General features: G+C 70.0%; 22 protein-coding genes. 17 read left to right on the plus strand and 5 right to left on the minus strand.

Going from position 1 to position 26,790, the window contains the following annotated elements:
• The first annotated feature begins 61 nt into the window (after window positions 1-61).
• On the plus strand, window positions 62-463 hold the full coding sequence (locus tag ACFYVR_RS21975; RefSeq protein WP_387477105.1) for a heat shock protein transcriptional repressor HspR: 402 nt from the start codon (window positions 62-64) through the stop codon (window positions 461-463).
• A gap of 48 nt (window positions 464-511) precedes the next feature.
• Here the strand turns inward: ACFYVR_RS21975 and ACFYVR_RS21980 are convergent, their stop codons facing one another.
• The gene (locus tag ACFYVR_RS21980; protein WP_387477107.1) at window positions 512-1,000 is read right to left on the minus strand and encodes a hypothetical protein; all 489 of its coding nucleotides are present in this window, start codon (window positions 998-1,000) and stop codon (window positions 512-514) included.
• Between the two features lie 122 nt (window positions 1,001-1,122).
• Window positions 1,123-1,515, minus strand: a complete 393-nt coding sequence (locus ACFYVR_RS21985) for a hypothetical protein (protein WP_387477109.1) — start codon at window positions 1,513-1,515, stop codon at window positions 1,123-1,125.
• A gap of 213 nt (window positions 1,516-1,728) precedes the next feature.
• On the opposite strand from ACFYVR_RS21985, the gene ACFYVR_RS21990 reads away from it, so the two are divergent.
• Window positions 1,729-2,394 carry a response regulator gene (locus ACFYVR_RS21990; RefSeq protein ID WP_387477110.1) on the plus strand — a complete coding sequence of 222 codons (666 nt, stop codon included), beginning with the start codon at window positions 1,729-1,731 and terminating at the stop codon, window positions 2,392-2,394.
• 25 nt (window positions 2,395-2,419) lie between these two features.
• Complete coding sequence (locus ACFYVR_RS21995; protein WP_387477166.1) at window positions 2,420-3,619, plus strand: sensor histidine kinase; 1,200 nt, start codon at window positions 2,420-2,422, stop codon at window positions 3,617-3,619.
• On the opposite strand, the gene ACFYVR_RS22000 is transcribed toward ACFYVR_RS21995, so the two are convergent.
• Complete coding sequence (locus ACFYVR_RS22000; protein WP_387477168.1) at window positions 3,597-4,688, minus strand: nitric oxide synthase oxygenase; 1,092 nt, start codon at window positions 4,686-4,688, stop codon at window positions 3,597-3,599. The genes ACFYVR_RS21995 and ACFYVR_RS22000 overlap by 23 nt on opposite strands.
• Before the next feature lie 294 nt (window positions 4,689-4,982).
• Between ACFYVR_RS22000 and ACFYVR_RS22005 the strand changes: the two genes are divergently transcribed.
• From ACFYVR_RS22005 to ACFYVR_RS22040, 8 genes are all read left to right on the plus strand, one after another.
• Entirely contained in the window at window positions 4,983-6,146 is a 1,164-nt protein-coding gene (locus ACFYVR_RS22005) for a globin domain-containing protein (RefSeq protein ID WP_387477112.1), read from the plus strand.
• A 95-nt stretch (window positions 6,147-6,241) separates the two neighbouring features.
• Window positions 6,242-7,888, plus strand: coding sequence for a flavin-containing monooxygenase (locus ACFYVR_RS22010; RefSeq protein WP_387477114.1), 1,647 nt, complete (start codon window positions 6,242-6,244; stop codon window positions 7,886-7,888).
• A 44-nt stretch (window positions 7,889-7,932) separates the two neighbouring features.
• Window positions 7,933-9,150 (plus strand): ABC transporter substrate-binding protein, encoded by a 1,218-nt coding sequence (locus ACFYVR_RS22015; protein ID WP_387477116.1) that lies wholly within the window; start codon window positions 7,933-7,935, stop codon window positions 9,148-9,150.
• A 64-nt stretch (window positions 9,151-9,214) separates the two neighbouring features.
• Complete coding sequence (locus ACFYVR_RS22020) at window positions 9,215-10,072, plus strand: branched-chain amino acid ABC transporter permease (RefSeq protein ID WP_387477118.1); 858 nt, start codon at window positions 9,215-9,217, stop codon at window positions 10,070-10,072.
• Between the two features lies 1 nt (window position 10,073).
• Complete coding sequence (locus ACFYVR_RS22025) at window positions 10,074-11,930, plus strand: ATP-binding cassette domain-containing protein (RefSeq protein WP_387477120.1); 1,857 nt, start codon at window positions 10,074-10,076, stop codon at window positions 11,928-11,930.
• Window positions 11,927-12,676, plus strand: a complete 750-nt coding sequence (locus tag ACFYVR_RS22030; protein ID WP_387477122.1) for an ABC transporter ATP-binding protein — start codon at window positions 11,927-11,929, stop codon at window positions 12,674-12,676. The genes ACFYVR_RS22025 and ACFYVR_RS22030 overlap by 4 nt, the downstream gene beginning before the upstream one ends.
• A 20-nt stretch (window positions 12,677-12,696) precedes the next feature.
• The gene (locus tag ACFYVR_RS22035) at window positions 12,697-13,491 is read left to right on the plus strand and encodes a mycofactocin-coupled SDR family oxidoreductase (RefSeq protein ID WP_387477124.1); all 795 of its coding nucleotides are present in this window, start codon (window positions 12,697-12,699) and stop codon (window positions 13,489-13,491) included.
• Window position 13,492: 1 nt separating this feature from the next.
• Entirely contained in the window at window positions 13,493-14,320 is an 828-nt protein-coding gene (locus ACFYVR_RS22040; RefSeq protein WP_387477126.1) for a mycofactocin-coupled SDR family oxidoreductase, read from the plus strand.
• A 60-nt stretch (window positions 14,321-14,380) separates the two neighbouring features.
• Here ACFYVR_RS22040 and ACFYVR_RS22045 read toward each other — a convergent pair whose 3' ends face one another.
• Window positions 14,381-15,130, minus strand: a complete 750-nt coding sequence (locus ACFYVR_RS22045) for an FAD-binding oxidoreductase (protein ID WP_387477128.1) — start codon at window positions 15,128-15,130, stop codon at window positions 14,381-14,383.
• Between the two features lie 323 nt (window positions 15,131-15,453).
• On the opposite strand from ACFYVR_RS22045, the gene ACFYVR_RS22050 reads away from it, so the two are divergent.
• From ACFYVR_RS22050 to ACFYVR_RS22070, 5 genes are all read left to right on the plus strand, one after another.
• Entirely contained in the window at window positions 15,454-17,025 is a 1,572-nt protein-coding gene (locus tag ACFYVR_RS22050) for an AMP-binding protein (protein WP_387477130.1), read from the plus strand.
• A gap of 71 nt (window positions 17,026-17,096) precedes the next feature.
• Entirely contained in the window at window positions 17,097-17,789 is a 693-nt protein-coding gene (locus ACFYVR_RS22055) for an alpha/beta hydrolase (protein ID WP_387477132.1), read from the plus strand.
• A gap of 207 nt (window positions 17,790-17,996) precedes the next feature.
• Entirely contained in the window at window positions 17,997-18,278 is a 282-nt protein-coding gene (locus tag ACFYVR_RS22060; RefSeq protein ID WP_387477134.1) for a hypothetical protein, read from the plus strand.
• Window positions 18,279-18,381: 103 nt separating this feature from the next.
• On the plus strand, window positions 18,382-20,214 hold the full coding sequence (locus tag ACFYVR_RS22065) for a hypothetical protein (RefSeq protein WP_387477136.1): 1,833 nt from the start codon (window positions 18,382-18,384) through the stop codon (window positions 20,212-20,214).
• Entirely contained in the window at window positions 20,211-21,392 is a 1,182-nt protein-coding gene (locus ACFYVR_RS22070; RefSeq protein ID WP_387477138.1) for an acyltransferase family protein, read from the plus strand. Before ACFYVR_RS22065 ends, ACFYVR_RS22070 begins: the two co-directional genes overlap by 4 nt.
• A 74-nt stretch (window positions 21,393-21,466) precedes the next feature.
• On the opposite strand, the gene ACFYVR_RS22075 is transcribed toward ACFYVR_RS22070, so the two are convergent.
• Window positions 21,467-23,704: an NADP-dependent isocitrate dehydrogenase gene (locus tag ACFYVR_RS22075; protein ID WP_387477140.1), complete on the minus strand. Its 2,238-nt coding sequence runs from the start codon at window positions 23,702-23,704 to the stop codon at window positions 21,467-21,469.
• Window positions 23,705-23,961: 257 nt separating this feature from the next.
• On the opposite strand from ACFYVR_RS22075, the gene clpB reads away from it, so the two are divergent.
• A complete protein-coding gene (gene clpB / locus ACFYVR_RS22080; RefSeq protein WP_387477142.1) occupies window positions 23,962-26,514 on the plus strand; it encodes an ATP-dependent chaperone ClpB in 2,553 nt (850 codons plus the stop codon).
• Window positions 26,515-26,790: the final 276 nt, after the last annotated feature.

The raw sequence follows: 26,790 nt of genomic DNA on the forward strand, positions 1-26,790 counted from the left end.
GGGCCCCGCCGCCCCGACGCCACGGATGCTCCCGACACCACGGACCCTGCGGAGGTGAGTCATGTCCGATCAGCCCGACGGAGACCGCACGCTCGACCCCGACGCGCAGGTGTTTGTCATCTCGGTGGCCGCGGAGCTGGCCGGGATGCACGCGCAGACGCTGCGCAACTACGACCGGCTCGGTCTGGTCACCCCGCACCGCACCTCCGGCGGCGGACGCCGCTACTCGCCGCGCGACGTCGCACTGCTGCGTGAGGTGCAGCGACTGTCCCAGGACGAGGGCGTCAACCTCGCGGGGATCAAGCGGATCATCGAGCTGACCAACCAGGTCGAGGCCCTGCAGAGCCGGGTCGCGGAGATGGCCGCGGAGATCGTCCGGCTCGCCGCCGGCTACCGCCGCGACCTCGTCCCGGTGCCCCGCAACAACTCCATCGTCGTGTGGAAGCCACGCCACGAGCGCTGACTGCCCGCCCACCCCACTCTTCCCGCCCCCACCCCCGCCCCCGCCCCACTAGCTGGACCCGAACAGGGTCCGCGGGCCGACGGTGTACCCGGCGTTGAAGTACGGGAAGCCGGTGTCCATACGACTGTCGATCCGGTACCGGTCGCCGGCCTGCCCCTCGATCCGGGTGCCGTTCACGTCGCCGCCGTTGTAGCTGTAGTTGTTGGCCATGAAGACGGCGTCGCCACCCGGGAGAGAGTAGGTGACGTCGACGCCGATACCACCCGGATCGTTGTTCGCGGCGGTGACGATCGACTGCGAGTGCGCCGGGATGATCGCCTGCGGACCGTTGATCCAGTGCCCGTACGGGTTGTCCGACCCCTGCAGGATCATCGGGTCGTTGGTGTTGTTCGAGATCGTCATCGCGATGGTCGGTCCGGTCGCGGGCAGCGTGCCTGCGGTCGCGGTTCCGGTGACGGCGAGCGTGGTTCCCGTGGCGACCAGAGCGGCCAGGGGCAGGGCGGCCCAGCGGGCGAATCGGCGCGTCGTGGTGGACATGATCGGATCTCCTTGGGTGAGTGAGCTTCTCGGGTCGAGGTGGTCGGTGTCGAGGTGGTCGGTGTTGAAGTGGCCGCCGCGCGCACCTGCGTCGCACGGCGACCACCTCGGGCGGGGTGAGGTCAGGGTGTGCCGAGTGCGTAGGTGGCCGACAGGTCGGGGAATCCGGCGTGCAGGGCGCGGGTGATCCGCCACGGGCCGTCGACGTCCGTGTCGTCCAGGTCGACCCCCGAGCCGAAGTTGTTGGCGGCGAACCTCGCTCGTGCACCGTCGGGCAGCTGGTAGGTGGCCGAGACCGTGCCGCCCGGATCCTGTGTGGTCGCGGTGACGATCGCGGTGGTGTGGGGTGCGATCGTGGCGGGCGGGGCTGCGCGCCACCAGCCGAATCCGGGGGAGTGGTCCACCAGGTGGATGGGCGCGGCGCCGGTGTTGGTGATGGCCATCGCGATGGTCGGGCGGGGTTTCGTCGAGGTGGTCCGCGCGAATCGGGTGATCCGGGGAAGCGTGATGGTCATGTCCACTCCTGCGGTGCTGGGGGTTTCGGCTGGTGCGGGATTTCCGTTCCCGGTGATGTGACAACTGTGCGCGCCGGCGGGCGTCCGCCGCGTCCGCCGTCCGGACCCCGCACCGGACGACACCGGTGTCCCCCGATCGGGGGACCCACCGGCGTCCGCGCCGCGCCGCGTGATTCGAGTGCACACGCCCCGGCCCCGTGGGACAGTGGTCCGATGGCCGGCCTCGGGTCCACGGGCACGAACGTGACGAAAGTGCGGGTGATCGTCGGCGACGACCACCCGATGTTCCGCGAGGGTGTCGTGCGGGCGCTGACCGGGAGCGGTCTCGTCGACGTCGTGGGGGAGGCCGACGACGGGGCCGCCGCCCTGGAGCTGATCCGCGAGCAGCGTCCGCAGGTGGCGCTGCTCGACTACCGGATGCCGCACCTCGACGGCGCGCAGGTCGCGGCCGCGGTCCGGCGCGACGAGCTCGGTACCCGCGTCCTGCTGCTCTCCGCCCACGACGAGTCGGCGATCGTGTATCACGCCCTGCAGGAGGGGGCGGCGGGCTTCCTGCCGAAGGAGTCGACGCGGTCGGACATCGTCACCGCGGTCCTCGACTGCGCGAAAGGCCGCGACGTGCTGCCCGCCGGCGTCGCGGCCGGTCTGGTCGGGGAGGTGCGGCGCCGGGCCGAGCCGACGGGACCGGTGCTCAGCGCCCGTGAGCGCGAGGTGCTGGCCGGGATCGCCCGCGGACTGAGCGTTCCGGCCATCGCGGGGGAGCTGTACCTGGCGCCGTCGACCGTCAAGACGCACGTCGGGCGGCTGTACGACAAGCTCGGCGTCTCGGATCGCGCCGCCGCGGTCGCGGAGGCGATGCGCCGCGGACTGCTGGAGTGACGTGACCGCGTTCGGGGACCGGGTGATGCGGCGGTACGAGTCCGAGACCGTGCGGGTCGCGGCGGTGCTCCGGCTGCCGCTGATCGCGCTCATCGCGCTGCTGGGACCGGTTGTCCCGGTGGATCATTGGATGCCGGTGCTGTTCTGGTCGGTGCTGGTCGGCTACGCCGTGGCCGCCGCGGTGTGGTTGCTGGTGGTCCTGCGCAGGCAGGTGGGCTCGTGGGCGGGGTGGGTGTGGACGGCCATCGACATCGTCGCCCTGTTGGCGCTGTGCGTCGCCTCCGGCGCCGCGACCGCCCAACTGCTGCCGGTGTTCTTCGTGCTCCCGGTCGCGGTCGCGTTCCAGTACCGGCCCGGCCTGACCGCGGCGCTCGGGATGTGCACCGCCGTCGGGTTCTATCTGGTGTGGTTGTTCTACGCGGTCCGGGACGACACCGTCGACCTGCCCGACGTCGTCTACCTGTACGTCGGACTGCTGCTGTGGCTCACCGCCGCGACCACCGCGCTCTCGTCCGCGCTCGTGCACCGCTCCGGTACCGTCGCCACTCTCGTCGAGGTGCGCAGGCGGCTGCTGGCCGAATCGATGAACGCCGAGGAGCGGGAACGGCGCCGGCTCGCCGAGTACCTGCACGACGGTCCGCTCCAGACCGTCCTGGCCGCCCGGATGGACCTGGACGAGGCGTTGGAACGGACCCCGGACCCGTCGGTGGCGGCGGCGGAGGCCGCGCTGCGCGAGACCGCCTCGCAGCTGCGGTCGACGGTCACGACGCTGCACCCCCAGGTCCTCGAACAGTTGGGCCTCACCGCCGCGCTGCGGGAGCTGGCGGAGGCATCCGCCCGACGGGCGGGCTACGCCCTCGACCTCGACCTGGACGAGGTGGGGCGCCCGGCCTGCCAGTCGCTGCTCTACCGCACCGCGCGCGAGCTGGTGGCGAACGTGGAACGGCACGCCGGCGCCGGGACCGTCGCGCTGCACCTGACGCGGAACGCGGACGCGATCGACCTCGTCCTGGCCGACGACGGCACCGGATTCGACCCCGCCGTCCTCGAGGACCGGGTGGGCGAGGGGCACATCGGCCTGGCGTCCGCGGCGCTGCGGATCGAAAGCGTCGGCGGCACTTTCGGCGTGGTGTCGACGCCCGGCGCGGGCACCAGGGTCGCGGTCCGGGTCCCGACGGGCGGCGACCCGGGGGACGACCGGACTACGCGCCCCTCGACCCCGTGACGGGACATCCCGTCGCCGGGCGCCGGGTGACGAAGTTCGGCCGCACGTCCAGATCCGGCGCGTCGTAGAGGCGGTGGAAGGTCGGGGTCAAGGACGCGGACATCGGCGGATTGATCCAGGACCAGTCGGTCGGGCAGGTTCGACCGGCGGACTTCTCGCGCTCGACGAAGTCGATGAACTGCTCGGCGACGGTGTGGTGGTCGACCATGATCACCCCCGCCTGGCGGTAGCTGTGGATGACCGCGCGGTTCAACTCGACCAGGGCGCGGTCCTGCCAGAGTGTGCGGTTCGAGCTGGTGTCCAGCCGCAGCTTCGCGGCGATCTGCGGCAGCATGTCGTACCGGTCGGTGTCGGAGAAGTTGCGGGCCCCGACCTCGGTGCTGACGTACCAGCCGCTGAACGGGGCGCAGGGGTAGGTGAGGCCGCCGATCTCGAGGTCCATGTTCGACACCGCCGGAACCGCGTGCCACTTGAGCCCGAGGCTCGCGAACCACTTGTGGTCCGGGTGCGTGATCGGTACCTCGAGGACCAGCTCGCGTGGCACGTCGAACCAACGGAGCGGCTCGTCCGGGGTCGAGATCAGCAGGGGAAGGATGTCGAAACGGGTGCCCTCGCCCCGCCAGCCGAGGCGGGTCACGGTCTCGGTCAACTCCACGTGCGCCGGATCGCCGGTGACGGTCCCGTCGGCGTTCCGGTAGCCGGCGTACCGGACGAGCTGGGGGCTGAGGATGCGGTACTCGCGGCCGTCGGGCAGTGGCCGTGGACCGATCGTGATCACCGATTGGAGGGCGCCGCCGTTCGTCGCGACCCGCAGGTGCTCCCAGCACGCCTGCGCGAGTTGCTCGGCGGTGACCGCGTTGCGGGCGTCGATCAGTTTCAGGGTGCGCCAGTGTTTGCGGCCCACGCAGCGAGCGTGGTTGCGCCACGCTATTCTGGCGCCGATCAGCAGTTCCTCGGTGGTGTGCGCGTAGCGCCCGGTGACGGCGAATTCGTCGATGGCTTCGCTCGCCCGGGTTTTCGGGAGGTGTGCCAGCTCCGGCAGGGCGTAGAAATCAGTGCACTCGCGCAGGCGCCGGGTCGAGTCCTCGGCCGGTCCGACCCGGTCGGCGGGAGTGTGGGTACGGCTGGCGTGGTCGTCCCCGACGGCTGTTGCCACGACTTCGAAACTCCTTTCGTACACCGTCCAGAGGCGTAACAGCAGCAGCCTAGTGGGATCCCTCACAGTCCGCCCTTCGCCCGGTTGGTCCCGTTCTCACATGTGAGATGCGTCGCTTAGAATTCCTGAGACCCTTCGGCGGCCTGCCGGGTCGCGCTCCCGCGAGGCGCCGACTGGCCGCCGTTCGCGCGGAACGGGGACAGTGCGGTGGACGCAAGGAAGATTTCGCTTGTCCGGACGACTTTCAAGGCAGTCGCCGCGGCCGACGACGGCCCCGAGCGACTGGTGCGGTCGTTCTACGCGATCCTCTTCTCGCACTATCCCGGCACGCGTGAATTCTTCCCCGCGACGATGAACGTCCAGCGGGACCGGCTGCTGCGCGCGCTCGGTCACGTCGTCGAGAATTTCGACGACAGCGAACTGATCCTGCCGTTCCTCGCCCAGCTCGGCCGGGACCATCGCAAGTACGGCGTCGCCGACGAGCACTACATCGCGGTCGGGAACGCACTTGTCACCGCACTCGAGGATTTCGCGGGCGGCGAGATGTGGACGGAGGAGGTCGACCTCGCCTGGCGGGAGGCGATCGCGCTGATCGTGTCGGTGATGATGGAGGCGGCGCACCTGGAAGCCGGACCGCGGACGTGGACCGGGCGGGTGGTCGAGCACAAGCAGGTGCTCCGCGACGTCGCCGTGGTCCGTCTGCAGCTCGACCAGCCGCTGCGCTACGGCGCCGGCCAGTACGTCGGCGTCAGCGTTCCGGGCCGGCCCCGGATGTGGCGGTACCTCTCGCCGTCCATCCCGGCAAACGACCAGGGCCAGATCGAGTTCCACGTCCGGCGTGTCTCCGGAGGCTGGGTCAGCCCGGCGATGGTCGGCCAGACCGCGTTGGGGGACGAGTGGCTGATCTCGTCGCCGCTCGGCGCCCTCGGGGTCGACAGGTCCACCGGGCGTGATCAGCTGATGATCGGTTCCGGCACCGGCATCGCGCCGCTGCGCGCCCAGGTGATGGAGATGGCGATGCGGGGCAACAACCCGCGCGTGCACCTCTTCGTCGGCGGCACGTATCCGTGCGACCTGTACGACCTGGAAACCCTGTGGCAGATCGCCCGGACCAACCCGTGGCTGACGGTGATCCCGGTGTCGCAGGAGGACACCGACCCGTGGTGGCACATCGATCCGACCCCGATCACCCCGCCGGGCATGCACCAGCGGCTGACCGGGAAGCTCGGCGAGGTGGTCGCCGAGTTCGGGGCGTGGGCGGACCGGGACATCCAGATCGTCGGGTCGCCGGCACTGGTGCAGACCGTCAAGTACCGCCTGCAGGCCAAAGGCACGCCGCTCGCGAACATCCGGCACGACCCGCTGGCCTGAGCCGCCGTCCGCTGACCGGGACGACGGTGTCACCCGACCGGTCAGTGGGAGACGCCGTGGTCGGGTGAACATCCCTGGAAATAGCGTCCTTTCGCATGCAGTCCACAGCGAAAGGCGGCACCGTGAACGACCAGACATCCGCAACCGGCGACGTTCTCGACGTGGTCGTCGTCGGTGCAGGCTTCGCCGGCCTGTACGCGCTGCACCGTCTCCGGACCGACGGGTTGCGTGTGCGCGTGTTCGAAGCCGGCGACGGAGTCGGCGGCGTCTGGTACTGGAACCGCTATCCCGGCGCCCGCTGCGACGTCGAGAGCGTCGACTACTCGTACTCGTTCGACCCCGCTCTCGAACAGGAGTGGGAGTGGACCGAGAAGTACGCCACCCAGCCGGAGATCCTGCGCTATCTCGAACACGTCGCCGACCGGCACGACCTGCGCCGCGACATCACCTTCGGCACCCGCGTCACCGACATCGTCCTCGACGAGACGGCCACGCGGTGGACCGTGCACACCGACACCGGTGAACGCGTCGACGCGCAGTACGTGATCACCGCGGTCGGGCCGCTGTCGAACGCGAACCTGCCCGCGATCCCCGGCCTCGCCGACTTCGCCGGTCCCGTCCACCACACGTCGCAGTGGCCACACGAGGGCGTCGACTTCACCGGCCAGCGGGTCGGTGTCATCGGCACCGGATCGTCGGGCATCCAGACGGTGCCGAAGGTCGCCGAGCAGGCCGGGCACCTGTACGTCTTCCAGCGCACCCCGAATTTCAGTGTGCCGGCGGGGAACCGACCGCTGACGGACGGGGACCGCCGGATCCAGAAGGAGGGATACGCGCAGCGGCGCCGCGCATCGTTCGCCAGCGGCGGCGGCTCGCCGCACACCGCGCTGACGCAGCGGACCCTCGACGTCCCGCCCGCCGAACGCCGGGCTGCGTACGAGAAGCGTTGGGAACTGGGCGGTGTCCTGTTCTCGAAGACCTTCGCCGACCAGCTCACCGACCGGGCCGCCAACGACGAGGCGCGCGCGTTCTGGGAGGACAAGGTGCGTGCGGTGGTCGACGACCCGGACGTCGCGGACCTGCTCGTGCCCACCGACCATCCGATCGGGGCGAAGCGGATCTGCACCGACGACCACTACTACGAGACCTTCAACCGCGACAACGTCACCCTGGTGAACCTGCGCGCCGCGCCGATCATCACCGTCGAGCCGGCCGGTGTGCGCACCGGCGATCACCTCCACGAACTCGACGCGCTCGTCCTCGCAACGGGATTCGACGCGATGACCGGATCGCTGGACAAGGTGAACATTGTCGGCCGCGGCGGGGTCACGCTGAAGCAGGCATGGCGGGCGGGACCACGCACCTACCTCGGGCTCGGCACAAACGGATTCCCGAACTTCTTCAACCTGACCGGCCCGGGTAGCCCGTCCGTGCTCGCGAACATGGTGCTGCACTCGGAGTTGCACGTGAACTGGGTCGCCGACGCCATCGCCCACATCGCCGCCCACGACGCCGTCGGCATCGAGGCGACGGAGGACGCCGTCGACGCCTGGGTGCAGGAGGTGTCCGAACGGGCCGAGGGCACGCTGATGCCCACCGCCAACTCCTGGTACCTCGGCGCGAACATCCCCGGCAGGCCACGGGTGTTCATGCCCTTCGTCGGCGGATTCGGCGTGTACGGCCGGATCATCGCCGAGGTCGCCGAGGCCGAGTACAAGGGCTTCGAGCTGATCCCCGGCTGATTCACCGAACTCCCCTTCCCCTTCCCAGCGTCAAGGAGAACTCCATGAAGGTTCGGTACCCCGCTGTGGTCGCGGCCGTCGCCGCGTCCACACTCGCCCTCGCCGGCTGCGCCGGCTCCACATCGGACGCCGCGCAGTCCGCCGACGGCCCGTACCGCGTGTTGGTCACCGGTGCGATCAGCGGACAGGGCGCGCTCGCGGCGAACGCCCAGACATCCGTCCTGGCCGCGAAGGCCGGCGCCGACGCCGTGAACCGGAACGGCGGAATCGGCGGGCGTCAGGTCGAACTCACCGTCGTCGACGACGGCGGTGACGCCACCAAGGCGGTGTCGAGCCTGCGGGAGGCGGTGGCCTCGGGCGCCAAGCCCGACCTGTTCCTGAACTCGGGACCCTCCGCTGTCGCCGCCGCGACGCTGCCGATCCTGAAGCAGAACAGGATTCTCTCGTTCAACATCGGGCCGACGGACGACTCGGCGGATCCGGCGCAGTACCCACTCAACTTCGACCTCTCACCCACCGCCGCCGACTACGCCGCGTCGATCGCCGGGTACGTCGAGGAGAAGGGCTACCAGCAGGTCGGTGTCATCCACAGCAGCAGCGCCTACGGTGAGGTCTTCGGCCGGGCAATGGATTCCGCGCTCGCTGCGGAGGGCGTCAGCGCGTCCGGGTCCGAGGAGTACGATGTCGCGGCCCTGGACATGACCGCTCAACTGCAGGCATTGAAGAACAAGGGGACCCAGGCACTGGTCGTCGACGCCTACGGGGCGCCGCTCGGCTACCTGCTGAACAGCCTGCAGCGCCTGGACTGGAACGTCCCGCTGATCGGCAACACCTCGGTGTCGGGGACCGCGCTGGTCGCCAAGCCCGCCCCCGACGGTGTGCTCGGGACCCCGGCCACCGCGAACCTCGTGATCCAGGTGTTCCCGAGCACCGTGTACGACGCGAACGACGCGCCGGTGAACGCGATGGTGGACTCGATGGCGGCGCTCGGCCAGATCCCGTCGACGCTGATCCTCGCCGACAACCACGACGCGTTCGGCCTCGTTGCCGCGGCAGCCGAGAAGGTCGGCGGGACGGACGATCCGGAGAAGCTGGCGGAGGCGCTCGAAGACCGGTCGGTACTCGACTCCGCCTCGACCGCGTTCCTCCCGCGCTACCACTACACCGCCGAGTCGCATTCCCCGAATCTCGACGCCGACGGCTACCGGTTCGTGCCGCCGAGCAAGCTGTTGAACGGCCAGTACGGCAACCCGGCGGCCTGATCCGTCGACGACCGTCCGGCGGTGCGGCCGACGTCCGGCCGCACCGCCTTCACGAGAGGGCGCAATGACAATTCTCTGGTCGGGCCTCGCGCTCGGAGCCGTCTACACGCTGGTGGCGGTGGGCTACAACATCGTCTTCGTCTCGTCCAACACGTTCAACTTCGCGCAGGCGCAGTTGATGATGGTCGGCACCTTCGTCGCGTACACCGGGCTGGTGACGCTGGATCTTCCCGTCCTCGTCGTCGCGGTGATCGCGACGGTCACCGTCATGATCCTGGCCGGGCTCGAGGAGCTCGTCGCGATCCGGCCGGTGCACGACCATCACAGTCAGCTCGTCACCACCCTCGGCGTGGCAACGCTGATCAACGGTGCCACGCAACTGATCTGGGGATCCGAGCCGCTGACCGTGCCGTTCTTCGGATCGGCAGACCCGGTCACGGTGCTCGGCGGACGTGCCTACCCGGTCGAGATCGCGCTCCTGATCCTCGCCGTCGTGCTGGTGGTCGCGCTCGGCCGGTTCGGCACACGGACGGTGACCGGCCTCGCGCTGCTGGGTGTGTCGGAGGACCGCGAGGCGGCGACGCTCCGCGGTGTCAACGTCCGTGCGGTGGCCCTCGGCGCATTCGCGGCGTCCGGTGCGCTCGCCGGGTTCCTCGGACTGTTCGTCGGGCCCAAGACGTTCGCAGTGGCCACGCTCGGCGCGGCGCTCGCGATCAAGGGGTTCGTCGCGCTGGCGATCGGCGGGTTCGGTTCGCTGCCGGGCGCGCTCGTCGGCGGACTCACCGTCGGGCTCGTGGAGTCGTTCACGGCGCTGGAACTGGGCGCCCAGTACAGCAACATCGCGGTGTTCGTGGTCCTGATCGTGATTCTCATGGTGCGGCCGGCCGGCCTGTTCGGCCGGGTCCGGGAACGGGTGGTGTGACATGCAGATCTGGCGGACCGTGCGGGCGCTGCCCAGCTGGGTGTTTCCGCTCGCCTTCGCGGCCCTCGTGCTGCTGTTGCCCGCGCTGGGGCTCGGCTTCGCGATGACCCGCCAGGTGCAGCTGGCCTGCATCCTGGCTCTGGTGGTCAGTGGCCTGAGTCTGAGCCTGGGGTACGCGGGCGAACTCGCTCTCGGCCAGGCAGCCATGTACGCCGCCGGCGCCTACACCGCCGGTCTGATGTCGATCCACGGCCACACCGACATCCTGCTGCAGCTGCTGGCCGCCGGCGCGGTCGCGCTGGTCGTCGGCCTCGTCACCGGCATCCCCGGTCTGCGCCTGGGCAGCTGGTCGCTGGCGATGACCTCGTTCTTCCTCGTGCTGCTGGTGCCGGACGTCATCGCGGTGTTCGGCGAGACCACCGGCGGGCGCAACGGACTGAGCGGCCTCGCGCCCGCGACGCTGTTCGGCCACGTCCTCGACCCCGACAACGGGGAGTTCTACCTGGTGGTCGTCGTGGTGACCGTCGCGTGGTTCGCGGTGATGCGCAATCTCGTGGTGTCGCGGCACGGCATCGCTTTCCGGACCTTGAAGCAGAGCCCCGTGCTTGCGTCGTCGGTCGGTGTGTCGGTGTTCCGGATGAAGCTCCTCGGCTACGCCATCGGCGCGTTCCCGGCCGGCCTCGCGGGCGCGCTGTTCGCGAACGTCGACATGTTCGTCGCACCCGAGGCCTTCGGGTTCACCTTTGCCACAGCGGCTCTCGCGGCCTGCATTCTCGGCGGGGCCGCCAGCGTGTACGGTGCCGCGGTCGGCGCGGCGATCATGCAGCTCGGTCCGGGCCAGGCCACCGACTTCCAGGAGTACGCGCTGGTGTTCTACGGCGGCTTCCTCGTCGTCGGCGGGGTGCTGCTCAGCGGCGGGCTGGCGAGACTCGGCCGCGCCGCGCTCACCCGGCTGGACCGGGCGGCCGGTCTGATCGGGACCCCGGCCGACGCCCCTGCCCGCACCGCGCGTCCCGCGCCCGCACCGATCGGTGGGCAGCGGCTCGTCGTCGAGGCGATCTCGAAGTCGTTCGGGGGGAACCGGGCGCTGAGCGGGGTGACGCTGAGCGCCGAGCCCGGCCGGGTGACCGCCCTGATCGGGCCGAACGGATCCGGCAAGACCACCACCCTGAACATGGTGTGCGGGTTCTACGAACCGGACGAGGGGCGGATCCTGGTCGGGGACAGGGAGATCCACGGTCTGTCGCCGGACCGGGTGGCGCGGGTCGGGGTGGCGCGAACCTTCCAGACCCCGAACATCCCCGAGCACGTCACGGTGCTCGAGGCCGTCGCCTCCGGTCGGTACAGCACCGACCGCGCGTCGATGCTCTCGACCGTGTTGCGGCTGCCCGGGTTCCGCCGCGTGCGCGCCGCCGACCGGGCCGAGGCGACGCGGGCGCTGGAGATGGTCGGCATGGCGCACCTGGCCGACGAAGCGGCCGCCGCACTCCCGCTCGGCATGCGGCGCCTGCTGGAGGTGGCGCGGTCCGTGGTCGCGTCGCCGGGGGTGCTCCTGCTCGACGAGGTCGCGTCCGGTCTGGACGAGGACGAGGTCGCGCGGCTGGCGGACCTGATCCGCGGACTGCGGGACGCCGGCGCGACGGTGGTGCTGGTGGAGCACAACTTCCGGCTGGTCCTCGAACTCGCCGACCGGATCGTGGTGCTCGCGCAGGGGTCGGTCGTCGCGGACGGCCCACCGGCCGAGATCGAGCGGAACCCACGCGTCCTGAGCGAGTACCTCGGAGTGTCCGCCGAGCAGGGCGACGTTCGCACCATTACCGACGAGGAGGCCGCGATCGCGGCGGAGGTGACGCCATGAGCGAGACGACGCCGCTGTTGAGTGTGCGGAACCTCGAATCCGGCTACGGCGACCTGCGCGTGGTCTGGGACGTCTCGCTGGACGTGTGGCCGGGCCGGGTCACCGCGCTCCTCGGCCGCAACGGGGCAGGCAAGACGAGCACCCTGCGTGCGATCGCGGGACTGAACAAGGTGTCCGCGGGCACGGTCGAGCTCGATGGTCGCGATGTGTCGAAAGTCGCTTCGCACCAGAGGGTTCGGCGTGGTGTCGCGTACGTACAGGAGGGGAAGCGGGTCTTCCACCGACTCACCGTCGAGCAGAACCTGATCCTCGGAGGCTACGTCCGCCGGATGCGCCGCTCGGCGCTGCGGCAGGAGGTCTCGCGGATCTACGACCTCTTCCCGGTGCTCGGGGAGAAGCGGGCGATGCTCGCCGGGTCGATGTCGGGCGGCCAGCAGCAGATGCTCGCGATCGGGCAGGCCCTCATGGCCGAGCCGACGCTGCTGCTGCTCGACGAACCGTCCGGCGGTCTCGCACCCGCCATCGTCGGCGAGGTGATGGAGCGGGTTCAGGTCCTCAAGGAGACCGGTCTGGCGGTCCTGCTGGTCGAGCAGGCCGTCGAGGCGGCGATGAGCGTCGCCGATCACGTCACGGTCCTCGACATCGGCCGCGTCGTGATGGACGCCGAGGCGGCGGCCATCGACGACCTCGCGGTCCTGCGGGACGCCTACTTCGGTCGCGTGCAGGCCGACCGGCGCACGTCGTGAACCAGGAACAGGAGCAATCGGTGGCACGGATGGCAGGCAAGGTCGCACTGATCACCGGCGCGGGCAGCGGCATGGGGCGTTCGCACGCCGTCCGGTTGGCGCAGGAGGGCGCGGACGTCGTCGCGCTCGACCTCTCGGCCGCGGCGCTCGACGAGACGGCACGGCAGGTGCGGGAAACCGGATGTCGGGTGGTGACGGCGGTCGCGGACGTGCGCGACGCGGACGCGCTGCGGGACGCCGTCGCGGCCGGGGTGGATGCACTGGGGCCGCTCGACGTCGTGGTCGCGAACGCCGGCATCTGCGACAACCCCGGACCGGCGTGGACCATCGAGGACGCCGTCTGGCATCGCACACTCGACGTCAACCTCACCGGCGTGTGGCACACCGTGACCGCCGCGGTCCCGGCCATGCGTCCGAGCGGGGGGTCGGTCGTCGTGGTCGGCTCGACCGCCGGGATCAAGGCCGTCGCGGGCGCGGCGCACTACACGGCGAGCAAGCACGCCGTGATCGGGCTGACACGGACCCTCGCAAACGAGTTGGGGCCGAAGTCGATTCGTGTCAACGCGTTGCTGCCCGGTGCGGTCGGCACCGCGATGACGCTGAATCCCGCGACGTTCGCGCGGCTGTGCCCCGACGTGGAGAACCCGACCGAACGCGACGCCGCCGAGGTGCTCGGCCGCAACCACCTGCTGCCGGTGCCGTGGGTGGACGCGGTCGACGTCAGCAACGCGCTGCTCTTCCTCGCGTCCGACGAGGCGCGCTACGTGACCGGTACCGAGCTGGTGGTCGACGCCGGCCTGACGCAGAAGGTGTGAGATGAGGCTCGAGGGCAAGGTGGCGTTGGTGACCGGCGCGGCGCGCGGCATCGGCAGGGCGCAGGCGGTGCGGTTCGCGCAGGAGGGCGCCGACGTGATCGCCGTCGACCTGTGCGACCGCGTCGAGACGACGGTGACCCCGCCGGCGCGGCCGCAGGACCTCGCCGACACCGCCCGGCAGGTCCGCGACCTCGGCAGGCGCGCCGAGACGTGCACCGTCGACGTGCGCGACCGGACCGCACTCGCGGCGGCGGTCGATGCCGGGGTCGGGGCGCTGGGGGGTCTCGACATCGTCTGTGCCACAGCGGGTATCACCTCGTCGGCGCCTGCGCTGGACCTCGAATCGGAGGTGTGGCAGACGATGCTCGACGTGAACCTGACCGGGGTGTGGCTGACCTGCGCGGTGTCGGCGCCGTACCTGATCGAGCGGGGCGGCGGCGCGATGATCCTGACCAGTTCGATCGCGGGGCTGCGCGGGCTGGTCGGGGTCGCGCACTACACGGCCGCCAAACACGGGGTCGTCGGGCTGATGCGGTCGCTCGCGAAAGAGCTGGCGCCGCACGGGGTTCGGGTGAACACCGTGCACCCGACGAACGTCGACACCGACATGATCCAGAACGACGCGGTGCGGTCCAAGTTCCGTCCGGACCTGGACCGGCCGCCGACCCGCGAGGAGTTCGCCGAGGCCGCCGTGCACATGAACATGCTGCCGGTGCCGTGGATCGAACCGGTCGACGTCGCGAACGCCGCGCTGTTCCTCGCGTCCGACGAGGCCCGCTACATCACCGCCGTCGCGCTGCCCGTCGACGCCGGTTCCACCAGGCGCTGACCCCGTGAGTCCTTTCGGCCCGCCTGCGGACCGAAAGGACTCACGGGCGGCGGAGTCGCCTCAACCGACCTGGATGGCGCCGGCGGGTGTGCCGGTGTCGACGAGCGCGCGGACGGTCGCCCGCACCATGGGCGGGGAGCCGACGACGAGGACCTGGTGGTCGGTGTAGGCGCCGTACGAGCTGGCGACCTCGGCGAGGGTGCCCTGGAGCCAGTGGTCCTCGCCGAAACCCTCGGCGCCGCGGACCCGCTCGTACCACTCGTCGGTCCAGTCGGGGTCCTCGATCTCCTCGACGACGGGGATCACCGTCAGCCAGTCCAGGTCCTGGTCGAGCAGCCACAGCATGTCCGAGGCGTAGAGGTCGCGGGGGTGGCGACCGCCGACGAACAGGAACACCCTCGGCGGCTGCGGTCGGCGTGCCAGGTCGAGGACGAGAGCTCGCAGCGGTGCCAGGCCGGTGCCGCCGGCGATCATGATCACCTCACGGGCATCGGGGTCGACGGACAGCCGCCCGCTCGGTGCGCCGATCTGCCACCGATCGCCCACGGCGGTGTCGGCGACGATCGCCCCGCTGAGCCACCCGGCGGGCACGGCGCGGACGTGGAACTCGAGCTTGCCGTCCAGTGACGGTGGCAGCGCAGGGGAGTAGCGACGCCCGACATTCGGATTCTGCGGGACGACGACGCCGACCGACTGCCCCGCGGCGAACGGGACGAACTCCCCCTCGAGCCGGATCACGGCGAGATCCTCGCGCAGCCGATGGTGCTGCACCACCGTCGCCGACCACAGTTCCACTTCCCGCTCGCTCACGCCCACATGCTAGGGCCTGCCTCCCGATTCCCTTGTCGGCGCCCCTGGTGCCCAATCGCCGCCCTGCGGCGTTGTCGTCGAGGCCGATACAACCCCGGTATCGGCCTCTCCTCCGCCTTGCCGGACGACGATTGTTTCGCCAGGTGCATCCGAGAGGAATCGGGAGACACGCCCAGGCGGCTCCGCCGCACTGGTGCACTTTCGGATGCCCCGACATCCGAAAGTGCACCACTGCGCGAAGCGCAGTTTCTGGAACATGTGTCAGTTTTCGATCTAGTGTGTGAGGCAGACCACGTGCCCTGCAACCGAGGAGCAGAGAATTCATGACCGGCACCGACGACCTGCACCGCCCGCCGTTCCTGGCCGACCTGCTGATCACCGCGCTCGACCGCAACGCCGACCGTCCGGCGCTGTACCTCGGCGACGTCGTGCTCACGGGCGGTCAGATGCGCGACCAGATCAGCCGTTTGAGTCAGGCACTCGCCTCGCGAGGGGTCGGCGCGGGCTCGACGGTCGCGATGCTGTCGAAGAATCGACCCGAGGTGCTCATCAGCGTCGGTTCGCAGATGATCCTCGGCTGCCGCAACACCGCGCTCGCGCCGATGGGGTCGGTCGACGACCACACCTACATCCTGTCCGACGCCGGGATCGAGACGCTGATCTTCGACCCGGTCGCGTTCGAGACCCGCGCCGCCGAACTGAAGGCCGCCGTCCCGACCCTGAAGAACCTCTTCTCCCTCGGCCCGTCCGAGGTCGGCGTCGACATCCTCGCGCTCGCAGAGGAATTCACCCCGGCCCGGCTCGTGGCGGCGGTCGTCGACGGCGACGCCCCGTCGAGCATGGTCTACACCGGCGGCACCACCGGCAAGCCGAAGGGCGTCGTCAACACCTTCGCGTCCGGTGTCACGCTCCCGCAGATCCAGATGGCCGAGTGGCAGTGGCCGGACGAGATGCGGTTCCTGGCCTGCACCCCGCTGTCCCACGCCGGTATGGCGTTCTTCGTGCCGACGCTGATGCGCGGCGGCTCCCTCGTCGTGCTGCCGGCCTTCGAGCCCGGTGCGGTGCTCGAAGCCATCGAGAAGCACCGGATCACCGCGACCATGCTCGTGCCGACGATGATCTACATGCTGCTCGACCACCCGGACCTCGAGACCCGCGACCTGTCGAGCCTGCAGACCCTGTACTACGGCGCCTCCGCGATGTCCCCGGCCCGGCTGCGGGAGGGCATCGAGAAACTCGGCCCGATCTTCTTCCAGTACTTCGGCCAGTCCGAGTGCGGCATGACGATCACCGTCCTGCGCAAGGAGGAACACCTCGTCGACAACCTGGAACGGCTCGCCTCGTGCGGGCGTCCGGTCCCGTGGCTCAACGTCAAACTCCTCGACGACGACCTGAACGAGGTCCCGCAGGGGGAGCTCGGCGAGATCTGCGTCCGGGGCCCGCTGGTGATGAAGGAGTACTGGAACAAGCCCGCCGAGACGGCCGAGGCGCTGCGCGGCGGCTGGCTGCACACCGGCGACATCGCCCGCGCCGACAGGGACGGATTCCTGTTCATCGTCGACCGCAAGAAGGACATGATCGTCACCGGCGGCTTCAACGTGTTCCCACGGGAGATCGAGGACGTCATCTCCGCGCATCCCGCGGTCGCGTCCGTCGCGGTCGTCGGTGTGCCGGACGAGAAGTGGGGTGAGGCGGTCAAGGCGTGCGTGGTCCTCCGTGACGGCCAGAGTGTCGGCGGCGACGAGCTGTCCGCGTTGGTCAAGGAGGCGAAGGGCGCCGTGCACGCGCCGAAGTCGGTGGACTTCGTCGACTCGCTACCGCTGACGCCGATCGGCAAGCTCGACAAGAAGATGCTGCGGGCCCGCTACTGGGAGGGCGCGTCCCGGGCGGTGTAGGCGCTGCGGACCTGTGCGCGCTTCTGGTGGCTCGGGCTACCGAGAACGCGCACAGGCGATAGCCTCGAGGCATGGCGACGTACGTGTTGCTTCCCGGGGCGGGTTCGGATTCGACTTACTGGCAGTTCGTGATTCCGCTGCTGAGGCAACGCGGGCACGACGTCGTCGCGCCGGACCTGCCGACCGCCGACGACTCCGCCGGGCTCGAGGAGTACGCCGACGTCGTGGTCGAGGCGGTCGGCGACCGTCGCGGTGTGGTGCTGGTGGCGCAGTCGATGGCGGGCTTCCTCGTTCCGCTGGTGTTCCCGCGCATCGACATCGCGCTCGTCGTGCTGGTCGCCGCGATGGTGCCGGCGGAGGGCGAGTCGGCGGGCGACTGGTGGGCGAACACCGGGCAGGCGGCGGCGCGGCGCGCACTCGACGAACGGGAAGGACGCGACCCGGACGCCGAGTTCGACCCGGTGACGACGTTCCTGCACGACCTCCCTCCCGAGGCGCTGGCCGTCGCGGGCGGCGGTGCCCGACCGCAGTCGAACACGCCGTTCGAGCGCACGCTGCCGATGCCGCCGTGGCCGGACGTGCCGACCCGGTTCCTGCTGTGCACCGCGGATCGCCTGTTTCCCGCCGACTTCCTGCGCCGGGTCGTCCGCGAGCGGCTCGGTGTCGAACCGGACGCGATCGACTGCGGGCACCTGCCCGCACTGGCCCGGCCGGCCGAACTGGTCGAGCGGATCGAGGGGTTCCGGACCGCCACGATCGGGTAGCGACCGTGCGGTTACCGCAGTTTCGGTCTGCGGCGGCCGCCGATGTGGTTACGTTGGAGCGCGTGTTTTGGCCAGTTTCCGTGTCACAGGCATCAGAGAAACGAGGACGAGAATGCGCACATCCGTCATACCCGGCCTGATTGCCGGCGCTGTCGTCGCGCCACCGGCAGTGCTGATTCCGGCCTCGGCGAGGACGGCGAGGTCACGGTGACGCAGCGCGCCGCGGCGGGCTACGTGACGAACTGCGAGGCACGGTTGGTGGACGGACCGACGTACGACGCGGGTTCGTGGCTGCGGCTCTCGTCCACGCTCCTCGAACCGGGGGTCGAGGCGGTCACGACCTGGGTGGGTGGCCCCGGGGGAGTCAACACGGTCTACGCGCGATGCGTCGACCCGGTGACCGACGAGGTGACCGACGAGATCGGTCCGATCCGGATGGGCTCGGGCGCCGGACCGTCGGTGGATGCACTGACGATCTTCGGGTCGTAGGTCGTCGTTCACGGAGCCCCATAGTTGGCAAGGCTAAGCTTTTCGGCGGTCCGGCGGAAGTCGTCGACCGGTGTGGGAAGGCGGTGCGGACGTGGTGGTGGCGGTGGAGACCGATGTCGCCGCGGCCCGTGGCCTCACGCACCGGACGACGTGGACGCCCCGCGTCGTCCTCGCCGTCGCTCTCGTGCTGGTGGCCGCGCAGACCGTGGTCCGGGGCGGCCTCGCGCTGGACGGCAACCTGTACTGGGACGATCTGATCCTCACCGGCCGCTCGTCCGCGATGCCACTGCTCTCGCCGGAGTTCCTGTTCTACGACCACGACGGGCACTTCATGCCCGCCGCGTTCCTCACCGCGGGTGTCACGACCGCGCTGGCTCCCCTGCAGTGGTGGGCCGCCGCCTCGACCCTGATCGTGTTGCAGCTCCTCGCCGCGCTCGCGGTGTTGCGGGTGCTGTGGCTGCTGCTCGGGCCGCGTCCGGTGCTGCCCGCCCTGCTCGCGCTGTACCTGTTCGCCCCGCTGACCGTGCCGTCGTTCGCGTGGTGGGCGGCCGGACTGAACTCGCTGCCGCTGCAGGCGGCGCTGGCCTGGGTGGCCGGGGACGCGTTGCTGCTCGCCCGCACCGGCCGACGCCGGTACGCGGTGACGGGCACCCTGGTGGCCGTCGGTGCGCTGGCGTTCTTCGAGAAGTCGGTGCTGGTGCCGTGGGTCGCGTTCGCCGTCCTCGCGCTCGTCCTGCGGGTGGACGGGACCGCGTCGCCGGTGCGGACCGCGTGGCGGTCCGCTCGCACGCTGTGGGTCGCGTCCGCCGCGGTGCTCGCGGTCTGGGCGGTCGTCTACCTGAACGTCGCCGACACCGGTATGCGCGTCCCACCCCTCGGCGAAGCCCTCCGATTCGCCCACCACGGCACCTCGCTGGGCCTGGTGCCGACGCTGGTCGGAGGGCCGTGGCGGTGGGAACGATGGCCTCCCGGACCACCCTGGGCCGTCCCGCCCTGGGCGCTCGTCGTCGCCGGCTGGGTGGTGGTGATCGTCGCGTTCGTGGTGTCCGCGCGGTGCAAGCAGCGAACCGGCTGGGTGTGGGTGTCGATGGTCGCGTACGTCGCGGCGTCGCAGGCGGCGATGATGCTCGCCCGCTCGGGACCCGACACCACCTACGAGCTTGCGCAGACCCTGCGGTACACCAGCGACAGTGCGGTGCTGTTGGCGCTCGGACTCGCCCTGATCATCCGGGCGCCGCGGCGTACCGACACCGGACGCGTCGGCGCGCTCGCCGCGCCCCTGGCGTCGCCCGCGGTCGCGACCGTGATCGTCACCGGTCTGGTCGCGTCCAGCGTCTGGTCGACGGTCACGTTCGCGCGCGCCTGGAACGACAACCCGGGCGCCGACTACCTGACCACGGCCCGCGCCCAGCTGTCGGAGCACCGGGACGCCCCGCTCCTCGACCAGCCGGTGTCGCTCATGACCCTGCTGCCCGTGGCAGCCCCGTGGAACCGGGCGTCCCGCGTCTTCGGCCCACTGGCCGACCGGCCCGCCTTCGCAGCCGCGATATCCGAGTTGCGGGTCCTCGACGAGTCCGGACGCCTGGTGCACGCCACCGTCGAACCGCTGCGGTGGACCGCTCCCGGACCGGAGCCGGGCTGCGGCACCCGCATCGGAGGGGCCGGCGGCACCGTGCCGATGGACGGGCCGCTGATGATCTGGGAGTGGACGGCGCAACTCAACTACTTCGCGAACGCCGACGGAACCGTCGCCGTCGGTCTCGGCGCGGGCGAACCCGTCGAGGTGCCCGTGCAGACCGGGCTCAATCAGGCGTTCGTGCGGCTGTACGGGACCGGCGCGCACCTGTCCGTGCAGCCACGAACGCCCGGACTCGAGCTGTGCGTGGGGTCCGGCCCGGTGGGCGTCGTGGTCCCGGGCACCGAGGCGGTCCGGTGACCGCAGCGGGGACGCGGGACGGCGCGCTGACCGGTCTGCGGGCGCTGGCCGCGCTGCTCGTCGTCGGCACCCACGCCGGGTTCTGGACCGGCAAGTACACCGACGACGCGCTCGGCTACGTGTGGGCGCGCCTCGAGATCGGTGTGGCCGTCTTCTTCGTGCTGTCCGGGTTCCTGCTGTTCCGGCCGTGGGTGCGGTCGGTCGCGCGGGGACGTCCGGCTCCGTCCACCCGCACCTACGCGTGGCACCGGGCGCGGCGGATCCTGCCCGCGTACTGGATCGTGGTGATCGCGACCTACCTGATCTACGCCGTTCACGAGGACGACGGCCGGACGGGGCTCGGCTGGTCGGGTTTCGTCCGGAACGTGACGCTGACGCAGATCTACGGGTTCGGTCACCTGCACACCGGGCTGACGCAGATGTGGTCGCTCGCCGTCGAGGCGAGCTTCTACGCCCTGCTGCCGGTCCTGGCGTGGCTGGCGATCCGGATCTGCTGCCGCGGCCGCTGGCGACCGGGACTGCTGGTGACGGTGCTGTGCGGGTTCGCGTGCGTGACGCCGCTGTGGATCGTGTTCACCCACAACAGTTCCGCGTTCGACGTCACGGCGCGGCTGTGGCTGCCCGGTTTCCTCGCCTGGTTCGTCGGCGGCATGGTCCTCGCGGTGGTCGCCGAGGCCGGACACCGGATCTCCCCGGCGCTCGCCACCGCCGGGGCACTGTTCGCCTTCGTGCTGGCCTGCACGCCCGCCGCGGGGGAGGCGACGATCGTCCCGGAGGATCCCGGGGCCGCGTTCGCGAAGTCGGTGCTGTACCTCGCAATCGCGATGCTGCTGGTGGGGACGCTGACCATCGGGCACGGCACCGGGCTGCTGCGCCGGGTGTGCGCGAGCGCGCCGCTGGTGTGGGTCGGGGAGATCTCCTACGAGATCTTTCTCGTGCACCTGGTCGTGATGGAGTTCGTGATGGACCTGCTCGGCTACTCCGCGTTCCAGGGGTCCGCGGCCGGGGTCTTCGTCGTGACCACCGCGTTCTCCGTGCCGGTTGCGCGGGCGCTGTACCGGCTGCTGCGTCCGGTCACCGCACCGAAACCGGTCCTTGCCGCCGGTCCGCGCCTCGACCCGGATCCCGATCCCGACCCGGACCCGGACCCGGACCCGGTGACCGTCCGCGGGCCGTGAGCGTCCACGCGAAAGGCCCGCAACCCTGCGCGGGTGCGGGCCTTTCGTGTGGGCGGTGCGGTCAGGGCATGTCCCTAGCCGCGTGCTGCCGCCAGCGCCTGGTTGAACGTGCTGCTCGGGCGCATCACGGCCTCGGTCAGCTCGGCGTCGGGCTGGTAGTAGCCCCCGATGTCGACCGCGTTGCCCTGCGCGTCGTTCAGCTCGCCGACGATCGTGTTCTCGTTCTTCGCGAGAGCTTCCGCCAGCGGCGCGAAGTGCGCGCGCAGCTCCTCGTCCTCGGTCTGTGCGGCGAGCTCCTGCGCCCAGTACATGGCCAGGTAGAACTGGCTGCCGCGGTTGTCGAGTTCGCCGGTGGTGCGGGACGGGCTCTTGTCGTTCTCCAGCAGCTTGCCGGTGGCCGCGTCCAGCGTCTTGGCGAGGAGGGCGGCCTTCTTGTTGTCGGTCTTGATGCCGAGGTCCTCGAGGCTGACGGCGAGGGCCAGGAACTCGCCGAGCGAGTCCCAACGCAGGTGGTTCTCCTCCACCAGCTGCTTGACGTGCTTGGGGGCCGAGCCGCCCGCGCCCGTCTCGTACAGTCCGCCACCGGCCATCAGCGGCACGACGGACAGCATCTTCGCGCTGGTGCCCAGCTCCAGGATCGGGAACAGGTCGGTGAGGTAGTCACGCAGGATGTTGCCGGTCGCCGAGATGGTGTCGAGGCCACGGATGAGCCGCTCCATCGTGTACCGGATCGCGCGGACCTGCGACATGATCTGGATGTCGAGGCCCTCGGTGTCGTGATCGGGCAGGTACTTGCGCACCTTGGCGATCAGCTCGTTCTCGTGCGGACGGTACGGATCGAGCCAGAAGACGACCGGCATCCCGGAGTTGCGGGCGCGGGTGACGGCGAGCTTGACCCAGTCCTGGATCGGTGCATCCTTGACGATGCACAGACGCCAGATGTCGCCCTCCTCGACGTTCTGGGTCAGCAGGACCTCACCCGTCGCGAGATCGGTGATGTTCGCGACGCCGGCCTCGGGGACCTCGAACGTCTTGTCGTGCGAGCCGTACTCCTCGGCCTTCTGCGCCATCAGGCCGACGTTCGGAACCGTGCCCATGGTGGTCGGGTCGAACGCGCCGTTCGTCTTGCAGAAGTTGATCATCTCCTGGTAGATCCGGAAGAAGGTCGACTCCGGGCTGACCGCCTTGGTGTCCTTCGGACGGCCGTCGGCGCCCCACATCTTGCCGCCGACGCGGATCATCGCGGGCATCGACGCGTCGACGATGACGTCGCTGGGGGAGTGGAAGTTCGAGATGCCGCGCGCCGAGTCGACCATCGCCAGCTCGGGACGCTTCTCGTGGCACTTGTGCAGATCGTCGATGATCTCCTCGCGCTGCGCGCTCGGGAGGGACTCGATCTTGCTGTAGAGATCGGACAGGCCGTTGTTGACGTTCACGCCGAGCTCGTCGAAGAGCGCACCGTGCTTGGCGAATGCGTCCTTGTAGAAGACCTTCACCGCGTGACCGAAGACGATCGGGTGGGACACGCGCATCATCGTGGCCTTGACGTGCAGGGAGAACATCATGCCCGTCTTGTAGGCGTCCTCCATCTGCTCCTCGTAGAACTCGATGAGCGCCTTCTTGCTCATGAACATGCTGTCGATCACGTCGCCGTCGGTGAGCGACACCTTCGGCTTGAGGACGACGGTCTTGCCGCTGGTGGTCAGCAGCTCCATCTTCACTTCGCGGTCGCCCTCGACCGTCATCGACTTCTCGCCGTGGTAGAAGTCGCCGTGCCGCATGTGGGCGACGTGCGTGCGCGACGCCGGGGACCATTCGCCCATGCTGTGCGGGTGCTTGCGGGCGTACTCCTTGACCGCGCGCGGCGCGCGTCGGTCCGAGTTGCCCTCGCGGAGAACGGGGTTCACGGCACTACCGAGACACTTGGTGTACCGGTCCTTGATCTCGGTTTCCTCGGCGGTCTTCGGGTTCTCGGGGTAGTCGGGCACGGCGTAGCCGTGTGCCTGCAGCTCCTTGATCGCAGCGAGAAGCTGCGGGACGGAGGCGCTGATGTTCGGCAGCTTGATGATGTTCGTGTCGGGCAGCTGCGTCAGTCGGCCGAGCTCGGCCAGGTTGTCCGGCACCCGCTGTTCTTCGGTCAGGTGGTCACCGAACTCCGCAAGGATGCGGGCGGCCACGGAGATGTCGCTGGTTTCGACATTGATCCCGGCTGCCTCGGCGAACGTGCGAATCACCGGCAGGAAGGCGTGGGTGGCGAGCATCGGCGCCTCGTCGGTGAGCGTGTAAATGATTGTCGGTTGTCCCGCGCTCATGTTTTGTTCTGTGCTCCCGTCTGGACAGACGCGTTGGTGGTCGCATCTCGTTTCAGCCACGTGGTGGTGGCGGTGACCAGTATCTCGCATCCCGGTATGTGTGGTGTCGGCCCCTACACTGTTCGGTTCCCGACACGAAGAAATTCACCAAACTTGAGCGGAACAGACTCAACCTTTTGTGCGTTGGTGTGAGTGACAGCGCCGTGTGGCCACCTAGGCTTGCAGGCGACGACCGACGTCTTCCGAAGGGGTGACCAGTGGATTCGTTCTCTCCAACCACCAAGACTCAGGCGGCCTTGACGGCCGCCCTGCAGTCCGCGTCCGCCGCGGGCAACCCGGACATCCGTCCGGCACACCTGCTCGTGGCGCTGCTCGATCAGACCGACGGCATCGCCGCGCCACTGCTCAAGGCCGTCGGCGTCGACCCGACCGTCGTGCACCGCGAGGCGCAGACCCTCGTCGACCGGCTGCCCAGCGCCACCGGCGCGACCACGCAGCCGCAGCTCGGACGCGAGGCCATCGCCGCGCTCACCGCCGCGCAGCACCTGGCGACGGAGATGGACGACGAGTACGTCTCCACCGAACACGTCCTCTTCGGGCTCGCATCCGGCGACTCCGACGTGGCCAAGATCCTCGTCGGGCACGGCGCGACCCCGGACGCGTTGCGGGACGCCTTCACCGCGGTCCGCGGCAGCGCCCGGGTCACCAGCCCCGACCCGGAGGGCAGCTACCAGGCGCTGGAGAAGTACTCCACCGACCTGACCGCGGCCGCGCGTGCCGGCAAGCTCGACCCGGTGATCGGCCGCGACACCGAGATCCGACGGGTGGTCCAGGTCCTCAGCCGCCGCACCAAGAACAACCCGGTGCTCATCGGTGAACCCGGTGTCGGCAAGACCGCCATCGTCGAGGGACTCGCGCAGCGCATCGTCGCGGGCGACGTCCCGGAGTCGTTGCGTGGCAAGTCCGTCATCTCCCTCGACCTCGGTTCGATGGTCGCGGGCGCCAAGTACCGCGGCGAGTTCGAGGAACGGCTCAAGGCCGTCCTCGACGACATCAAGAACAGTGCCGGACAGGTGATCACGTTCATCGACGAGCTGCACACCATCGTCGGTGCCGGCGCCACCGGCGAGTCGGCGATGGACGCGGGCAACATGATCAAGCCGATGCTCGCGCGTGGTGAGCTGCGGCTGGTCGGTGCGACCACGCTCGACGAGTACCGCAAGTACATCGAGAAGGACGCCGCGCTCGAACGCCGCTTCCAGCAGGTGCTGGTCGGGGAGCCGAGTGTCGAGGACACCGTCGGCATCCTGCGCGGACTCAAGGAACGCTACGAGGTCCACCACGGTGTGCGGATCACCGACTCGGCTCTGGTCGCGGCGGCGACGCTCTCGGACCGCTACATCACGTCCCGGTTCCTGCCGGACAAGGCGATCGACCTGGTCGACGAGGCCGCGTCCCGGCTGCGGATGGAGATCGACTCCCGCCCCGTCGAGATCGACGAGGTCGAGCGGAAGGTGCGGCAGCTCGAGATCGAGGAGATGGCCCTGACCAAGGAGACCGACGCGGCCTCCCAGGAGCGGCTCGCGAAGCTGCGGGAGGAGCTCGCCGACGACCGCGAGAAGCTCAGCCAGCTCAGCGCCCGGTGGCAGAACGAGAAGCAGGCCATCGACTCGGTGCGTGAGATCAAGGAGCAGCTCGAGGTGCTGCGCGGCGAGTCCGAGCGGGCCGAACGTGACGGCGACCTCGGCAAGGCGGCGGAACTGCGCTACGGCCGCATCCCCGAGCTGGAGAAGAAGCTCGACGCGGCGGTCGAGGCGTCGGGTGGTGCCAGCGACGGCGACGTCATGCTCAAGGAGGAGGTCGGGCCCGACGACGTCGCGGACGTGGTGTCGGCGTGGACCGGTATCCCGGCCGGCCGGATGATGGAGGGCGAGACCGCGAAGCTGCTGCGGATGGAATCCGAACTCGGCAAGCGGGTCGTCGGCCAGACCGAGGCGGTGCAGGCCGTGTCCGACGCGGTGCGTCGGGCGCGCGCCGGGGTGGCGGATCCGAACCGGCCGACGGGGTCGTTCATGTTCCTCGGCCCGACCGGTGTCGGCAAGACCGAGCTCGCCAAGGCGCTCGCCGACTTCCTGTTCGACGACGAACGCGCGATGGTGCGCATCGACATGTCCGAGTACAGCGAGAAGCACTCGGTGGCGCGGCTCGTCGGGGCTCCTCCGGGTTACGTCGGCTACGAGTCGGGCGGCCAGCTCACCGAGGCGGTGCGCAGGCGGCCGTACACGGTCGTGCTGTTCGACGAGGTCGAGAAGGCGCACCCGGACGTGTTCGACATCCTGCTGCAGGTGCTCGACGACGGCCGGTTGACGGACGGCCAGGGCCGGACCGTCGACTTCCGCAACACCATCCTGATCCTCACCTCGAACCTGGGTGCGGGTGGCGACCGGGAGCAGGTGATGGCGGCGGTGCGGTCGAAGTTCAAGCCGGAGTTCATCAACCGGCTCGACGACGTGGTGATCTTCGATCCGCTGTCGGAGGAGCAACTCGAGTCGATCGTCGACATCCAGCTCGACCAGTTGGCGACGCGGCTGCGGGCTCGGCGCCTGACCCTCGACGTCTCGCCCTCGGCCAGGTTCTGGCTCGCGGTGCGCGGATACGACCCGCTATACGGTGCGCGGCCGTTGCGCAGGCTGATCCAGCAGGCGATCGGCGACCAGCTCGCGAAGAAGCTGCTCGCCGGTGAGGTGCACGACGGTGACACCGTGCCGGTGAACGTCGCCGAGAGCGGGGACGGGTTGGTTCTCGGCTGATCGTCGGGCACAGGCGCACGGTCCGGGAGGGGGATCGCGGACCGTGCGCCTGTGTTCTTCCGCGACCCGGCGGGCTCGTGAGGGGCGAGTCCGGGTTCCGGGTGCGTTCGCTTGCCGTGAAGGCAACGGAAGAAACTATAGGCATCATTCGGGTCAATGCATGTGCTGGCGAGCGTAGTGCGAGACAGATCTCACTTCGACCCGGCGCGACGAGCACCGACGGTGGTGGCGGAGGCCACATTGCGCCGGGGCCGGTGTAGGGGTGGAGGGCCCGCC

Origin of the sequence: Rhodococcus sp. NPDC003318, from assembly GCF_042879035.1 — a bacterium.
GTDB lineage: Bacteria > Actinomycetota > Actinomycetes > Mycobacteriales > Mycobacteriaceae > Rhodococcus_G.

Coding starts and splice junctions, on each gene's coding strand:
- ACFYVR_RS22020 (WP_387477118.1), top strand. CDS start 9,215: ATGACAATTCTCTGGTCGGGCCTCGCGCTCGGAGCCGTCTACACGCTG.
- ACFYVR_RS22015 (WP_387477116.1), top strand. CDS start 7,933: ATGAAGGTTCGGTACCCCGCTGTGGTCGCGGCCGTCGCCGCGTCCACA.
- ACFYVR_RS22055 (WP_387477132.1), top strand. CDS start 17,097: ATGGCGACGTACGTGTTGCTTCCCGGGGCGGGTTCGGATTCGACTTAC.
- ACFYVR_RS22050 (WP_387477130.1), top strand. CDS start 15,454: ATGACCGGCACCGACGACCTGCACCGCCCGCCGTTCCTGGCCGACCTG.
- ACFYVR_RS21990 (WP_387477110.1), top strand. CDS start 1,729: ATGGCCGGCCTCGGGTCCACGGGCACGAACGTGACGAAAGTGCGGGTG.
- ACFYVR_RS21985 (WP_387477109.1), bottom strand. CDS start 1,515: ATGACCATCACGCTTCCCCGGATCACCCGATTCGCGCGGACCACCTCG.
- ACFYVR_RS22040 (WP_387477126.1), top strand. CDS start 13,493: ATGAGGCTCGAGGGCAAGGTGGCGTTGGTGACCGGCGCGGCGCGCGGC.
- ACFYVR_RS21980 (WP_387477107.1), bottom strand. CDS start 1,000: ATGTCCACCACGACGCGCCGATTCGCCCGCTGGGCCGCCCTGCCCCTG.
- ACFYVR_RS22030 (WP_387477122.1), top strand. CDS start 11,927: ATGAGCGAGACGACGCCGCTGTTGAGTGTGCGGAACCTCGAATCCGGC.
- ACFYVR_RS22075 (WP_387477140.1), bottom strand. CDS start 23,704: ATGAGCGCGGGACAACCGACAATCATTTACACGCTCACCGACGAGGCG.
- ACFYVR_RS22010 (WP_387477114.1), top strand. CDS start 6,242: ATGCAGTCCACAGCGAAAGGCGGCACCGTGAACGACCAGACATCCGCA.
- ACFYVR_RS22025 (WP_387477120.1), top strand. CDS start 10,074: ATGCAGATCTGGCGGACCGTGCGGGCGCTGCCCAGCTGGGTGTTTCCG.
- ACFYVR_RS21995 (WP_387477166.1), top strand. CDS start 2,420: ATGCGGCGGTACGAGTCCGAGACCGTGCGGGTCGCGGCGGTGCTCCGG.
- ACFYVR_RS21975 (WP_387477105.1), top strand. CDS start 62: ATGTCCGATCAGCCCGACGGAGACCGCACGCTCGACCCCGACGCGCAG.